16 protein-coding genes are annotated in these 13,926 nt (G+C 72.0%); 7 read left to right on the top strand and 9 right to left on the bottom strand.

Annotated features, from left to right (window positions below; all coding sequences use genetic code 11):
* Window positions 1-111 precede the first annotated feature (111 nt).
* Window positions 112-498, bottom strand: a complete 387-nt coding sequence (locus tag ACLQ3B_RS13235; protein ID WP_425780543.1) for a DUF2267 domain-containing protein — start codon at window positions 496-498, stop codon at window positions 112-114.
* Window positions 499-678: 180 nt separating this feature from the next.
* Here ACLQ3B_RS13235 and ACLQ3B_RS13230 point away from each other — a divergent pair, with 180 nt between their 5' ends.
* Genes ACLQ3B_RS13230 through ACLQ3B_RS13215 form a run of 4 tightly spaced genes read left to right on the top strand, consistent with a single transcriptional unit; the run spans window position 679 to window position 3,036 of the window.
* Window positions 679-1,011, top strand: coding sequence for a nuclear transport factor 2 family protein (locus ACLQ3B_RS13230; RefSeq protein WP_425780541.1), 333 nt, complete (start codon window positions 679-681; stop codon window positions 1,009-1,011).
* A 34-nt stretch (window positions 1,012-1,045) separates the two neighbouring features.
* A complete protein-coding gene (locus ACLQ3B_RS13225; RefSeq protein ID WP_425780539.1) occupies window positions 1,046-1,882 on the top strand; it encodes an oxidoreductase in 837 nt (278 codons plus the stop codon).
* A gap of 29 nt (window positions 1,883-1,911) precedes the next feature.
* Window positions 1,912-2,625, top strand: coding sequence for an ATP-binding protein (locus ACLQ3B_RS13220; protein WP_425780537.1), 714 nt, complete (start codon window positions 1,912-1,914; stop codon window positions 2,623-2,625).
* Between the two features lie 33 nt (window positions 2,626-2,658).
* A complete protein-coding gene (locus ACLQ3B_RS13215; RefSeq protein WP_425780536.1) occupies window positions 2,659-3,036 on the top strand; it encodes a nuclear transport factor 2 family protein in 378 nt (125 codons plus the stop codon).
* Between the two features lies 1 nt (window position 3,037).
* Here ACLQ3B_RS13215 and ACLQ3B_RS13210 read toward each other — a convergent pair whose 3' ends face one another.
* Together ACLQ3B_RS13210 and ACLQ3B_RS13205 are read right to left on the bottom strand one after the other, a co-directional pair.
* Window positions 3,038-3,565, bottom strand: coding sequence for an SUKH-4 family immunity protein (locus ACLQ3B_RS13210; protein WP_425780534.1), 528 nt, complete (start codon window positions 3,563-3,565; stop codon window positions 3,038-3,040).
* A 250-nt stretch (window positions 3,566-3,815) separates the two neighbouring features.
* Window positions 3,816-4,286: a molybdenum cofactor biosysynthesis protein gene (locus ACLQ3B_RS13205; protein WP_425780533.1), complete on the bottom strand. Its 471-nt coding sequence runs from the start codon at window positions 4,284-4,286 to the stop codon at window positions 3,816-3,818.
* Between the two features lie 124 nt (window positions 4,287-4,410).
* On the opposite strand from ACLQ3B_RS13205, the gene trpB reads away from it, so the two are divergent.
* From trpB to ACLQ3B_RS13190, 3 genes are read left to right on the top strand one after another with little or no spacing between them, the layout of a single operon-like run.
* Window positions 4,411-5,592 carry a tryptophan synthase subunit beta gene (gene trpB, locus ACLQ3B_RS13200; protein WP_425780531.1) on the top strand — a complete coding sequence of 394 codons (1,182 nt, stop codon included), beginning with the start codon at window positions 4,411-4,413 and terminating at the stop codon, window positions 5,590-5,592.
* Window positions 5,589-6,311: a tryptophan synthase subunit alpha gene (gene trpA, locus ACLQ3B_RS13195; protein ID WP_425780529.1), complete on the top strand. Its 723-nt coding sequence runs from the start codon at window positions 5,589-5,591 to the stop codon at window positions 6,309-6,311. The genes trpB and trpA overlap by 4 nt, the downstream gene beginning before the upstream one ends.
* A 56-nt stretch (window positions 6,312-6,367) precedes the next feature.
* On the top strand, window positions 6,368-7,105 hold the full coding sequence (locus ACLQ3B_RS13190) for a GntR family transcriptional regulator (protein ID WP_425780527.1): 738 nt from the start codon (window positions 6,368-6,370) through the stop codon (window positions 7,103-7,105).
* Window positions 7,106-7,109: 4 nt separating this feature from the next.
* Here the strand turns inward: ACLQ3B_RS13190 and ACLQ3B_RS13185 are convergent, their stop codons facing one another.
* From ACLQ3B_RS13185 to urtB, 6 genes are all read right to left on the bottom strand, one after another.
* Window positions 7,110-9,221, bottom strand: coding sequence for a PQQ-dependent sugar dehydrogenase (locus ACLQ3B_RS13185; protein WP_425780525.1), 2,112 nt, complete (start codon window positions 9,219-9,221; stop codon window positions 7,110-7,112).
* A 37-nt stretch (window positions 9,222-9,258) separates the two neighbouring features.
* Window positions 9,259-10,206, bottom strand: a complete 948-nt coding sequence (locus tag ACLQ3B_RS13180; protein ID WP_425780523.1) for a LamG-like jellyroll fold domain-containing protein — start codon at window positions 10,204-10,206, stop codon at window positions 9,259-9,261.
* A gap of 115 nt (window positions 10,207-10,321) precedes the next feature.
* Complete coding sequence (gene urtE / locus ACLQ3B_RS13175) at window positions 10,322-11,014, bottom strand: urea ABC transporter ATP-binding subunit UrtE (protein WP_357180466.1); 693 nt, start codon at window positions 11,012-11,014, stop codon at window positions 10,322-10,324.
* Window positions 11,014-11,847, bottom strand: a complete 834-nt coding sequence (gene urtD, locus ACLQ3B_RS13170) for an urea ABC transporter ATP-binding protein UrtD (RefSeq protein WP_425780522.1) — start codon at window positions 11,845-11,847, stop codon at window positions 11,014-11,016. Before urtD ends, urtE begins: the two co-directional genes overlap by 1 nt.
* Window positions 11,844-13,031 carry an urea ABC transporter permease subunit UrtC gene (urtC, locus tag ACLQ3B_RS13165; RefSeq protein ID WP_425780520.1) on the bottom strand — a complete coding sequence of 396 codons (1,188 nt, stop codon included), beginning with the start codon at window positions 13,029-13,031 and terminating at the stop codon, window positions 11,844-11,846. Before urtC ends, urtD begins: the two co-directional genes overlap by 4 nt.
* Window positions 13,028-13,915 (bottom strand): urea ABC transporter permease subunit UrtB, encoded by an 888-nt coding sequence (urtB, locus tag ACLQ3B_RS13160; RefSeq protein WP_425780518.1) that lies wholly within the window; start codon window positions 13,913-13,915, stop codon window positions 13,028-13,030. The genes urtC and urtB overlap by 4 nt, the downstream gene beginning before the upstream one ends.
* Window positions 13,916-13,926 lie beyond the last annotated feature (11 nt).

The following is a 13,926-nucleotide window of genomic DNA, read 5'->3' as shown; positions in this document are numbered from 1 at the left end:
CACCACCACTGCGCGTTCGATCGGTCACGCACAGTAGATCCGGTGTCGTGGGCAACGCGCCAGGGACCGAACGGTCACCGACACCCGAGGCGTCCAGCTGTGGGGCGTCGGTCAGGGGCCGTGCGGCAGGGGTTGCGCCAGTGCCCGCAGGTCCGCCGGGAGCTGGGCCAGGGCGTCCTCGAACTCCCGGTGCCCGACCACCCGGTGCATCGTCTGGAGCACCGCGCGGGCGCCCCGCTCGGCGGCCGGACGGTCGATACCGGCCCGGTCGGCCACCCGGCGCAGGAACTCGTCGTAGTCGAACGTCTCCGCCGGCTCGGCGGCCTTGACCAGCAGCGGGCTCAACTCGTCGGCCAGGTGGGGGGCCAACGCGCCCACCTCCCCGCCGCTGAGCCGCTCGGTGAGGGTTCGCAGGACCGCCTCGGTCAGTGGGCGTGCCTGCTCCGGCGAAAGACCCGCCCGTGCCGCAACCTTGTCGACGAACGCCAGCTCGGCCATGCCCCCGCCCTTCGCTTTCGGAAACGCGTGGCTACCCGGGCCCACCGGCAGCAAACCCGGCAGCCGGAGCGGGATGGTTCTGCTGGTTGCTCCGCGCGGTGCCGTCCCCTTCTCGTACGGTGGGGTCGGACCGGGAACCCGACGGCTGCCCGACGGCGGCCCGTGCCGCAGGAGGAGCAGATGGCCCTCGACCCGCCCGACGTGATCGACAGGTACTTCCGGGCCGTCAACGACCGGGACCTGGACGCCTTCGTGGCCTGCTTCGCGGACACGGCGAGCGTCGCCGACGAGGATCGACTGTACGACGGGCGGGCCTCGATCCGTGCCTGGCGGCAGAAGACGATGGACGCCTACTCGTACACCGCCGAGCCGGTCCGGGTCACACCGCAGGCGGGCGATTCGTATCTGGCGCTCACCCGGGTGTCCGGCGACTTCCCCGGCAGCCCGATCGAGCTGCGGTACCGGTTCACCCTGCGCGACGGGCTGATCGGCGCGCTGGACATCCGTCCCTGACGGCGAACCGGTCCACCGACACGAAGGGAACGCCGTGCCCCGAGTCTGGCTCATCACCGGCTGTTCGCGTGGTCTCGGCCGCGCCCTCGCCGAGGCCGTCCTGGCCGACGGTGACCATCTGGTGGCCACCGCCCGCAACCCGGCGCAGCTCGACGACCTGGTCGACTCGCACGGTGACCAGGTCCGCGCGGTGGCTCTCGACGTCAACGACTCCGCCGCCGCCAGCGCTGCCGTGCGCACCGCCGTGGACACGTTCGGGCGGCTGGACATCCTGGTCAACAACGCCGGGTACGCCGACGTCGCCGCGATCGAGGACATGTCGGAGGACGACTTCCGGGCGCAGGTCGAGGCCAATTTCTTCGGAGTGGTCAATCTGTCCCGGGCCGCGCTGCCGGTGATGCGCGAGCAGGGGCGCGGGCACATCGTGCAGATCTCCAGTGTCGGCAGCCGGGTCGCCAGCACGGGTCTGGGCGCGTACCAGTCCGCGAAGTGGGCGGTCAGCGGCTTCTCCGGGGTGCTCGCCAAGGAGGTCGAGGCGTTCGGGATCCGGATCACCACTGTCGAGCCGGGCGGGCTGCGCACCGACTGGGCCGGCTCGTCGATGAGCGCCCTGCCGATCAGCGAACCGTACCGGCCGGTCATCGACCCGGCTGTGCAGCGGCTGCGCCAGGCCAGCGGTGCCCAGCCGGGCGATCCGGCCCGCGCGGCTCAGGCGATCATCCGGATCACCCGGGTCGACGACCCGCCGCTCCGACTGCTGCTCGGCGCCGACGCCGTGGCGGCTGCCGAAGCAGCCGCCAGGGCCCTCGCCGCGTCCGACGCGCGGTGGCGGGAGTTGAGTGAGTCGATCGCCTTCGACGCGGCTCCCTGACTCGACGCCCCGGCCGGACCACCGGTCGGGTGCCCTGCCGGACCGGTGAGGCCGGTCGGGCCGGCCCGCAGGTGATCAGCCGCCGAACGGACGAGACGGCCAAGGGGTCGGTGGGTGACATGATGTGGCGACAACAGCTGTCGCTACGAGAAGGGTTGCCGCTGCCCGATGGCGCACTTCGAGGCTCGCACGCCGACGACACCCGCGCGGGTCGCGGTGCCGCTGGCCGGGCAGCCCAGTCGGGCGGGCTGATGCGGGGCGAGCGACGGGAGGCCGTGGCCGAGCAGAGTGTCCACACCCACGCCGCGGACAGCATGGCGTACCAGGTCGCGACCGACGTACGAGCGCTGCGCGCGTTCGTCAGCGCCGGGGCGCTGGCCCGCGGCCTGTCGGCCGAGCGGGTGGAGCTGTTGACGCTGGCGGTCAGCGAGCTGGCCACCAACACGTTGCAGCACACCACCGGCGGCGGTTGGGTCCGACTCTGGGCCGAGGCGGGCCAGCTGTTCTGCGACGTGGTCGACCGCGGGCCGACCCGAGCGTTCGGCCGGAGCATGCCGACCACGGACTCGGTACGGGGGCGCGGGCTGGCGATCGTGGAGCAGATCTGTGACGAGGTCGCCGTGCTCACCGGCCCCGGGGAGACCGTCGTCCGGATTCGCCTCAGTCTGTGCACGCCGGCGGCGATCCCCGCCCATCCAGGGCACCGTGGCTGCCACAATGCGGACAGCCCGGACCAACGGTGACACCGGGTCGGACCCGAAACGGAGGACGCCACGATGCCGGACAGCGCACGCGAGGCTGAGCTGCTCGACGCCGAGCGCACTTTGCAGGCCGCCCAGCGGGCCGGCGACGTCGCCGCTCTCGATCAGCTGCTGGTCGACCAGCTGATCGCCGTCGGCCCGGATGGGCGTACGCACAGCAAGCAGGATGACCTGGCCGCCCATCGGGACCGCCGCTCGGTCGTCGAGGAGTTGGTGGAGGAGGAGCTGGACCTGCTCGTCGTCGGCAGGACGGGGGTGACGTTCTTCCTGGGCCGGGTGTCCGGCGTCTTCGAGGGGGCGCCGTTCGCGGCACGGCTGCGCTACACCCGGACCTGGGTGCACGACGACCGGAACGGTTGGCGGATCCTGGCCGCGCACATCAGCCCGGTCTGACTCAGCTCCCGTCCTCGTCGTCCTCGTCGAGCAGGCCCTGCTCGTCGAGGAACGCGAACCATCTGTCGTCGGCGGGGGTCAGGTCGGCGTAGCCCGGCCCGAGCAGGTAGTAGTCCACGAAGGATTCCACGTCGGGGGCGAGCTCCTCGAACGCGTCGGACATGAACCACTCGGTGCCGTTCGGCGGGAAGTACCAGATCGCTCCCGTGCCACGATCCATGAAGATCGGCTCGTCGCTGCGGGTGCCGACCACCAGCCAACCGGCCCGGTCCTGCGGGATGGATGAGAAGTCCGGCGCGTAGTCCAGGTGGTACTGGATTCCGGGGAGGGTCGACGAGGACGCCAGCTCGACCCGACCCGCGCGCAGCCCGTCGGCCACCAGTAGGAGATCCCGCAGGTCGGCCGGGAGCCCTGCCGGTACGGCGTCGATGGCCGCCCCCTCGCCGAACTCGGCGTAGGCCAGGCTCTCCGGCAGATCGGACAGATCGGCGCGCAGCTCCTCGATGAGCTGCCGCAGCTCGAGGTTCACTGCATCACCTCTGTTCGGATGAGGTCCGTCCGGCAATGCCCCCGGCTGCCCGGAGACCTGCGAGCCGATGCGCGGTTTGGTTCTACCACGCACCGGCCCGCTGGGGTGTCACCTCACGAAATCCGCCAACCGGGCAATCACGTCGGTGGCCAGGAGACCGTACGGGTAGGCGGTGTAGATCTTGGACAGTTTCCGCCGACGTAACGGAAACTGTCCAAGATCTGCTGGTGAGGCGGCGCCCACGATGGTGTCAGCTCACGACGGCGTCGATCGGGCCGAGGCGCAGGGTGCCGTCGTTGAGGGGCGTGCAGCGGATGCCGCCGGTGGTGCGCAGCGCCTTCCACGCCCCCGGGCCGACGGTGACGTCCATCCAGGCGCACGGCCGGGCCGCCCGGTTGACTCGCAGGCTGACCGGGCCGTCGCCGGAGTCCAGCACCAGCACTCTGCCGATCAAATCGTCCACGGCGATCCCGGTGGTGAGGATGTTGCGCCGCACCTCGGCCAGGCCGATGCCGACCGGCAGCGACTCCTGGGCGATGACTGTGACGCTGGCGTCGCGGTGTGCCTGTTGGCCGAAGTACCTGTCGCCGACGATGCCGAGGCCGGCCCGGATCCGGACGGCGTCGACCAGCTCGCCGGGCGGGGCCGGTGCCGGGCCGTCGGCGGGCCGGCCCAGGAAGCGGTGCACGGGCGAGGCCAGCAACTCGACGATCTCCGGCATGGCAGGAATTCTACGAAGCGGGTCGGGCCCTGCGGGGCCTGTCGACGGGATGACCGTCGACCCGGACGGCGCGCTCGTCCGGAACACCTTGCCAGAATGGACCCTGCCGTTCTATAACTGTTGCATGAGTTCTATAACAGTTCGACCGGCGGTCGTTCCCGGGCGGTACGGAAGCTACGGCGGGCGATACGTACCGGAATCCCTGATCCCCGCCTGCGAGGCGGTCGCCGAGGCCTTCTCGACGGCGTGGGCCGATCCCGGGTTCCGCGGCACCCTCGGCGCGCTGCTGTCGGCGTACGCGGGACGGCCGACCCCGCTGACGCCGGCCCTGCGACTGTCGGCCGACCTCGGCGTGACGGTGCTCCTGAAGCGGGAAGACCTGACGCACACCGGATCACACAAGATCAACAATGTGCTCGGGCAGGCGTTGCTGGCCCGACGCATGGGGCGGACCCGCCTGATCGCCGAGACCGGGGCGGGCATGCACGGCGTCGCGACGGCGACGGCCGGCGCCCTGCTGGGTTTGCCGGTGAAGGTGTTCATGGGCGAACGCGACATGGAACGCCAGGCGCACAACGTCTTCCGGATGCGGCTGCTGGGCGCCGAGGTCGTCCCGGTGACCAGCGGCAGCCGCACGCTGAAGGACGCCACCAGTGAGGCCCTGCGGCACTGGGTGACCGACGCCGACGAGGCGTACTACTGCGTGGGCTCGGTCATCGGGCCGCACCCCTATCCGACGATGGTCCGCGAGTTCCAGCGCGTCATCGGTGACGAGGCCCGGCGACAGTGCGCGGCCGAGCTGCCCACGGCCACCCCCGACTACGTGGTCGCCTGCGTCGGCGGCGGCAGCAACGCGGCGGGCACGTTCGCCGGGTTCGTCGAGACATCGGCGAAACTCGTCGGGGTGGAAGCCGAGGGCGGCTCCGGCGCGGCGAACGGGGAGATCGGCGTACTGCACGGCTTCCAGTCGCTGTTCCTCCAGGACGAGCACGGGCAGATCACGGAGGCGCACTCGATCGCCGCCGGGCTGGACTACCCCGGCGTCGGCCCCGAGCACGCGTACCTGCGCGATCTGGGACGCGCCCGCTACGTCACCGTCTCCGACGGGGAGGCGATCGCCGCCGCCGTCCGGCTCGCGCGGGCGGAGGGCGTGCTGCCCGCCATCGAGTCGGCCCACGCGGTCGCCTGGGTCGTCCGCGCCGCCGGTACGCCGGAGCTGCCCACCGGATCGACGGTGCTCGTGACCCTCTCCGGGCGCGGCGACAAGGACATCACCACCCTGATCGCGGAGGCGGACCTCACATGAAGCTGCTGATGCCCTACATCACCGGCGGGGTCGTGCCGGGCTGGACGGCGTACCTGAGCGCGTTCGAGCACGCCGGAGCCGACCTGATCGAGGTCGGGCTGCCGTTCTCCGATCCCACCGTGGACGGTCCCACCATCCAGGAGTCCTCGGACGCGGCGCTGGCCCGAGGCGCGACACCCGCCTCGGTCCTCAAGGACCTCGCCGACGTGCGGACAGGCATCCCCCTCGTCGCCAGCACGTACGCCAACATCGCGCTGCGGCCCGGGTTCGGTGACGCGCTGACGGCGGCCGGGGTGACCGGGCTGATCGTGCCCGACCTGCCCCTCGACGAGTTGGCCGGGCTGGACGTGCCCGGCGTCCAGGTGAGTCTGCTCGCCTCGCCCGCCACGCCTGACGACCGGCTCGCCGAGATCGGCCGGCGCAGCCAGGCTTTCGTGTACGCCATCTCGGTCATGGGCACGACCGGCGAACGCGACAGGCTCGCACCGTCGGCCGTCACCCTGGCCGCCCGGCTCAAGCAGGTCACGGACCTACCCGTGCTGCTGGGCTTCGGCATCTCCACCCCGGAGCAGGCGGGCGAGGCGGCGGCGGTCGCCGACGGGGTCATCGTCGGCGCGGCCGTCATGCGGCGCATCCTCGACGGGGCGAGTCCGGCCGAGGTCGGCGCCTTCGTGGCGTCGCTGCGGGCCGCGCTGCCTCTGGTCGCCCCCGTGCGATGATCGGCGGTGGCCGTCGATGACGGGCGCGAACAGTCGACGCAGCGGGAGGCAGACCAGTGGCAGTGGCACGCTATCGGGCCATCGCCGCCGACCTCGCCACCAAGATTCGCGACGGCCACTACGCGCCGGGCGAGGCACTGCCGGCGCAACGCGAGCTGAGCACGGCGTACGGCGTCACTCTGATGACACTGCGGCAGGCCCTGCGCGAGCTGAGCGCCGAGGGGCTGATCGTCCAGCAGCCCGGCAAGGGCACGTTTGTCGCACCGCCCCACGCGGCGTACCAGCTGGGCTCTCTGCGGAGCTTCGGCGACGACCTGCGCGAGCAGGGCCACGAGGTCCACACCACGGTGATCTCTCGCGCGCAGCGCCGCGTGCCCTCGCGCGTCGCGGCCCGGCTGCGGGTCCGCGAGGCCGAGACGGGCCTGCGTCTCGAGCGGGTCCGCGCGTTCGCCGGCCGTCGCGCCATCCACCAGATCTCCTGGGTACGCGAGCCGCACGCGAGCCGGTTGCGCGACGTGGACTTCACCGGCACATCGTTGTACGCGGCCCTGGCCGACCTGGGGGTGGTGGTGGCCCGGGCCACGGAGACGATCCGGCCGGACGTGCTCGGTGCGGACGTGGCCCGGCATCTGGACGAGGCCGAGGGAGCACCGGTGCTGGTCAGCGACCGGATCACGTACGCGCCCGACGGGACGGCCCTGGTGACGGACCGGGCGACGATGGTGGGAAGCTTGCTGCAGATCACCGCCGACCGGGCCGCCACCGGGCTGTCCCTCCACTACGCGGCGGTCTAGCCCCCTACCCGGTGGGGGCCGGCGTGCCGGTGACGGTCAGGTCACGCAGCCGGCCCACGTTGTCGAACGAGCCGAAGCCGACCCGTCCCGAGCCGAACGTGCCGTCCTTCGCGGTCAGCAGCGGGTCCCGGTGCCCGTCGACGTAGACGGCGATCTCGCCGGTGGCCGGCAGGTGCACCACCCGGACGCGGTGCCACCTGGCGTCGGTGATCGCCGGGTTGGCGCCCCGGGACCGGCCGTTCCACTGGTGGTCGATGCGCTCCCGGTCGGCGTTGTCCACCTTGAAGATGCCGTTGTGCGGATAGATCGTGTTGTCGGTGGACAGGTGCGCGTAGTAGAACTCGGTGTCCGAACGCCAGCCGAAGACGATGATCACATCCCGGTTGGTGACCTCCACCGGTGTGTCGAGTCGTACCTGGGCGTCGACCCGCACCGACGACCACACCGGGCCGGCGGTCAGCACGGCGTACTCGAAGGGCCGGCGCGGACCCGGCCGGCTCTCCCCGGCCTCGGCCAGGACGACCTGGTCGCCTGTGAACTGCCACTTCGCCGGCGTCACCGGCGCCCAGTTGGGGGCCCCGGCGGTGCGGCACAGGGTGACGTCCCCGACGTCGCCGCTGGCGAACTCCCTGGTGCCGGTCACCTTCCACACCTTTCCGTTGGCCTTCGCGAGGACGTACAGCTCGCCGGCGGCATCGGTGCCGAAGCGCAGGTCCACCCGGTTGGGGTCACCGGGTGCGCCCGGGGCGGACAGGTCGCGCAGCCGGACCGGGGCGCCCGCCGCGTCGAAGAGCGCGAGCTGGTGGATCGTGGCCAGACCCCGCCCCCGGCGCATCTCGTCGGCCTCGGTGTAGAGCACCCGGCCGTCGACCAGGTCGCCGAAGACGTACTTGCCGCGCAGCGCGGGCAGCGCCCGCCCCCGGTAGACGAAGCCGCCGGCCACCGCGACACCGACGTCGTCGGTGCAGTTCCAGCCGGCGGCGGGGTCGTGGTCGTACGCGGCGACCGGGTAGGTGTAGCCGTACCTGTCGTCGTCGGCGGGCAGCGGGAGCAGCCGGTCGCAGGGGTTCGTGGCCGTCCTGTCGAAGACGAACGAGCCCTCGCGCTCGCTCCAGCCGAAGTTGTCCCCGGCGCGGACCTCGTAGATCGCCTCGACGGCGTGTTCACCGATGTGCCCGAGGTACATCCGGCCGGTCGCCCGGTCCCAGCTGAACCGGTGCGGGTCGCGGAAACCCACGGCGTAGAGCTCGCCGAGCGCGCCGGCCCAGCCGACGAACGGGTTTGCGGACGGGATGCCGTAGCGCCCGTTCGCGGCGTTGGTGCCCCGCGGGTCGATCCGCAGCAGCTTGCCGTGCGGCAGGGCCAGGTTCTGCGGGTCGGTGTTGCGTGCGCCCTGGCCACCGTCGCCGACGGCGAGGTACAGCAGGCCGTAGTCACGGTCGTGACGTTTGGCCGTGGGGTTGAAGTTGATCTCCTGGATGCCGTGCACCTGGCCGCCGAAGCCGATGCGCAGCACCTCGCGGTGCGTACCGGCGAAGGTGGCGGCGGCCGGATCCGTCGCCGTCCACTCGGTGATGACACCGTGGAAGAGCGTGTTGGGCTGGGCGTAGTCCGGTGTGACGGTCGTCGTCGACGCCAACTCGGTGTGGATGGTGTAGAACCGGCCGTTCGCCCCGAACTCCGGGTGGAACGCGACGTACCCGAAGCCCTGGCCGAGCCCACGACCGGAGAAGAACCGCGGCGCGAACGTCGCCGCCACGTCCAGGTAGACGCGCGGCACGCCGTCCTCGACCAGGTAGAGGCTGCCGTTGAGGTCGGGCACCGCCCGCCGGCCGGAGCCGTCGGGCACCTCCATGATGGTGTTGATCCGGGCGGTACGCATGAGCCGCGCGTCGGTCGGCGCGGGTGTGGGGGTCGACTGCGGGAAGCTGGCGTACTCGCTGAGGACCAGCCCCAGTCGGGACTGGACCGGCATGTCGGGGATCGGGTCGTCGACCGCGTCGACGGCCCGCGCGGGCGTGGCGACAAGTGTGGACAGGATCAGCACGAGGGCGGTGAGGCCGGCCCCCAGGGTGGGCCGGCGACGTGTGCCGGCGCGGCGGTGCAGGGTGCGCACGCGTGTCTCCTTCTCGGTGGGACGGTGCCGAGGGTGGTCAGCGGGCAAGGTGGCGGTACTGCCTCCGCACGTCGTTCGCGGAGACCACACTGTCGAGGAACATCAGGCCGTCCATCCGGCAGTCGCACGGGTTGCGTTCCAGGGTGTCCTGGGGGAAGCTGCCGCCGATCTTGATGCCCCGGGGGTCGGACGCGGTGGTCACGTGCGGGCCGGGCCCGGACACCAGCCACGGGTCGTCGGTGCGGGTGTGGAAGCCGTCCACCGGTTCGCCGTTGCGGTAGAGGGCCAGCGCGCCGGTGCTGAAGTCGAAGGTGGCGGCCAGGTGCACCCACTCCCCCACCGGCAGCAGCTCGCGCCAGTCCCGGGCGGCGGCGAAGGTCTGCGAGTTGCCGCCGTCGAGCCGCCGTCCGAGCGCGACGAGACGCAACTCCCCGTCGACGTCGATCAGCTCCAGCAGGGCGCGGACGCCGTGGCCGTCGGAGTCGCCGGTCAGCACCCCGGCCAGCCCGATCGCGTTGTACCTGTCGTCCGGGTCGACGGTGGTGGAGTTGGGCAACGGGCTGTCCATGTTCAGCTTGAACCAGCCCATGACCGTGGTGCCCGTGGTGGCGCTGAAGGCGCGCAGCGTTCGCACCCCGCTGGCCGACCAGGTGCCGGCCTTCCAGTCGTCGTTGCCGGCGACGGCGGGAGCGACCTGCCGGGTCTGCACCGCGTTGCGGCTGCCCCGGTAGGCGCGGTCCGGCACCCGCATGGCCGCGCCGCCGTTGATCAGCTCGATCTCGGTGCCGGAACGCCCCTGGTCACGTTCCAGGGCGGGGTCGCCGGGCACCGGATGGTCGAAGTCGTACGCGGCGACCAGGTGCGCGCGCAGCGCCGGGTGGACGTCGGGCGAGATGCCGCGGTCCGCCTGCGCGGGTGGCGTGCCCGCACCGGTCAGTGCGCCGATCGCCAGGAGGGAGACGGCCGCTCGTCGGGCCCTGGACATGGCTGTCACCTCGTTTCACGGCATGCCGGATGCCGGTCACGTAAGCGCTCAGGAAAGCGCTTACGTGACCATAGGCTGCCATGGATGCATCTGCCAGTCCGGCCACGATGCCGCCTCAGACCGCCAGGGCCGCCCGGACCTCCCGTTCCGCCGTGACACCCCCGTCGCCGTGCGAGGTGACCCGCCCGGACTCCAGCACGTGGTAGCGGTCCGCCACCCGCAGCGCGAAGCCCAGGTGCTGCTCGACGAGCAGCACACTGAACCCGGACTGCCGGGTCAGCTCGACGATCCGCTCCTGGATCTCCGCGACCACCGACGGCTGGATGCCCTCGGTCGGCTCGTCGAGCATCAGCAGCCTGGGCCTCGTGATCAGGGCACGGGCGATGGCCAACTGCTGACGCTGACCGCCGGAGAGCAGCCCGGCCCGACGCCGCAGCAGCGCGCGCAGCGCCGGAAACAGATCCAGCACCTCGGCCGTGGCCACCGCCCCGTCGCGCCGGCCGTCGGCGACCAGCCGCAGGTTCTCCGCGGCGGTCAGGTGCGGGAAGCACTGCTGACCCTGCGGCACGTACGCCATCCCCCGCGCCACCCGCTCGTGCGGCCCGGCGCGGGTGACGTCCTCACCGTCCAGCTCGACGGTGCCGGCGCTCGGGCGCAGCAGCCCGGCCGCGACCCGCAGCAGGGTGCTCTTGCCGGCACCGTTGTGCCCGAGCACGGCGGCCACCCCGTCGGGCGGGACCGCCAGATCGACCCCGTGCAGCACCCGAGAACGCCCGTACCCGGCGTGCACCCCGCGCAGCGTCAGCATCATGCCTCCAGGCCGGTGCGGGCCGACCCGGCGTCGACCGGGTGGCCAAGGTAGACCTCCTGCACGCGCGGGTCCGCCTGGACCTGCGCCACCGTGCCCTCGCTGAGCACCCGGCCGGCGTGCAGCACTGTGACGCTGCGCGCGAACCGACGCAGGAAGTCCATGTCGTGCTCGATCACGACGACCGTGCGATCCCGGCTCACCGTCTCCAACAGGGCGCCGGTGGCGTCGCGTTCCTCGTGGCTCATCCCGGCGACCGGCTCGTCCAGCAGCAGCAGCCGAGCGTCCTGCACCAGCAGCATGCCGATCTCCAGCCACTGCTTCTGGCCGTGCGCGAGCGTCCCGGCGAGGTGCGCGGCCCGCTCGGCCAGACCGATGGTCTCCAGTGCGGCGGCGACCTCGTCGGGGACACCTCGACGGCGGCGGGCCAGGGTCGCCCAGCTGCGCCGGGCGCCCGCCGCGATGTCGAGGTTCTGCAACACCGACAGCTCCTCGAAGACCGTCGAGGTCTGGAAGGTCCGCCCGATGCCGAGCCGGCTGATCCGGTGCACCGGCCGGCCGAGCAGTTCCTCGTCACCGAACCGGACCGAGCCGGTGGCCCGGACCAGGCCGGTGATCGCGTCGACCAGGGTGGTCTTGCCGGCGCCGTTCGGCCCGATCAGGAACCGGATGTCGCCGGGGGGCACTTCCAGCGAGACACCGTCGACGGCGGTGAAACCGTCGAAGCTGACCCGCACGTCCCGGACGGACAACCCGTCCAATGGTTCCCCGCTCATGCCGTGCTGGCTGGGCATGCGCTCACGGCCCTCGCTGCGCTCGGTGCGTTCGCTCATGCCGCCTCCACCTCCGTCCGTTCGGCGCGGCGTCGGCCCAGTGACAACCACCCCCGCCGTACCGGTTGCGCGCCGAGGTCACGGCGGCGGGCCAGCGCCCACAGCGACGCCAGGCCGCCGGGAAGGAACGCCACCACGACCACGAAGAGCAACCCCTGCAGGTACGTCCAGGTGCCCGGGAAACGCTCGGACAGGGCGGTACGCGCCCAGGCCACCGCCACCGCGCCGAGCACCGGCCCGAGCAGGGTCGCCCGACCGCCCACCGCGACGCCGATGACGAACTCGATCGACGGGACGATGCCGATCAGGGCGGGCGAGATGATGCCCACCGCCGGTACGAACAGCGCACCGGCCAGCCCGGCCATGCCGGCGGCGACCACGTACGCCACCAGCTTGACCGACGCCGGGTCGTAGCCCAGGAAGCGGACCCGCTCCTCACCGTCGCGGACCGCCACCAGCAACTCGCCGTAACGGCTGTGGATGAGCTGACGGGCCAGCGCGAGCAACGCCAGCAGCGCCGCGGCGATGATGAAGTACACCATCCGCTGGTTGACCGGGTCGTCCAGGTCGTAGCCGAAGAAGCCCTTGATGTCGGTGAGCCCGTTGGTGCCACCCGTGGTGCCCTGCTGGCCGATCAGCAGGATCACCATCGCGGCGGCGAGCGCCTGACTGAGGATGGCGAAGTACGCGCCGCGGACCCGGCGGCGGAACACAAGTGAGCCGAGGCCGAAGGCGACCACCATCGGCAGCAGCACCGTGGCGGGCAGCGCGAACCACGGGCTGGCGAACGGTCGCCACCACAGGGGCAGCTCGTCGAGTTGCCCGTACAGCTGCATGAAGTCGGGCATCCCACCCGGGCCCGCGTCGGCGAGCTTGAGGTGCATGGCCATCGCGTAGCCGCCGAGGCCGAAGAAGACGCCCTGGCCCAGGGTGAGCATCCCGCCCCGGCCCCAGGCGATCCCGATGCCGACCGCGACCATGGCGACGCAGAGGTACTTGGCCAGCAACGCCAGCCGGAAGTCCGACAGCACCAGCGGGGCGACGGCGAACAACAGCGCCGCGCCGAAGGCGAAGCCGGCCAGGGTCCGCATCCGTGCCCGGCCGGCGGGCCGGCCCGGTGGTACGGCGCCGGCGGACGCCGGGCGGACGGCGGTGTCGGGTGGCGCGGGGGTGACGGCGGTCATGCGAGGCTCCTGGTCCGCAGGGTGAACAGGCCCTGTGGCCGCCACTGGAGGAACGCGACGATCGCCACGAACACGATCACCTTGGCGACGCTGAGGGTGGTCAGGTACTCCCCGGTGGCCTGGAGCACGCCGAGGGCGAAGGCGACGATCACGCTGCCCTTGAGCTGGCCGATCCCGCCGACCACGACGACCAGGAAGGCGTCGATGATCAGGTTGGTGCCCATGGTCGGGCCGATCGGGCCGAGCAGGGTGAGGGCCACCCCGGCGAGCCCGGCCAGGCCGGAGCCGAGGAAGAAGGTCGTCCGGTCGACCCGGGAGGTGGCGATGCCGGACACGGCGGCGAGGTCGCGGTTCTGCACCACCGCGCGGATCCGCCGCCCGAGCGGGGTGAGCCGCAGCGCCAGGGTGAGCGCCGCCACGGCGGCCAGCGCGAGGGCCAGGATGAACAGCCGGTTGTTGGCGATGGTCAGCCCGCCGGGCAGCGCCACGTTGCCGGTGAGCAGCTCGGGCGCGCGGGTCTGCACGTTCGGGCTGCCGAAGACGTCCCGGGCCAGTTGTTGCAGCATCAGTGACACACCCCAGGTGACCAGCAGGGTGTCCAGCGGCCGGGCGTAGAGCCGGCGGATGAGCAGCACCTCCAGCAGGACTCCCATGGTGCCGGCGACCACGAACGCCACCGGCAGCGCGACCGCCAGCGACAGGCCGGCGCCGGTGATGCTCTGTTGCAGAACGTATGTGGTGTACGCGCCGGCCATGATGAACTCACCGTGCGCCATGTTGATCACGTTCATCTGGCCGAAGGTCAGCGCCAGGCCGAGCGCGATGAGCAACAGCACCGCGCCGATGCTGATGCCTGTGAAGAGTTGACCGAAGAGGACTGTCACGGTGGGTACTC

The organism is Micromonospora sp. DT53 (assembly GCF_049841535.1).
Lineage (GTDB): Bacteria > Actinomycetota > Actinomycetes > Mycobacteriales > Micromonosporaceae > Micromonospora.
This window is presented reverse-complemented; position numbering and strand designations above follow the sequence as displayed.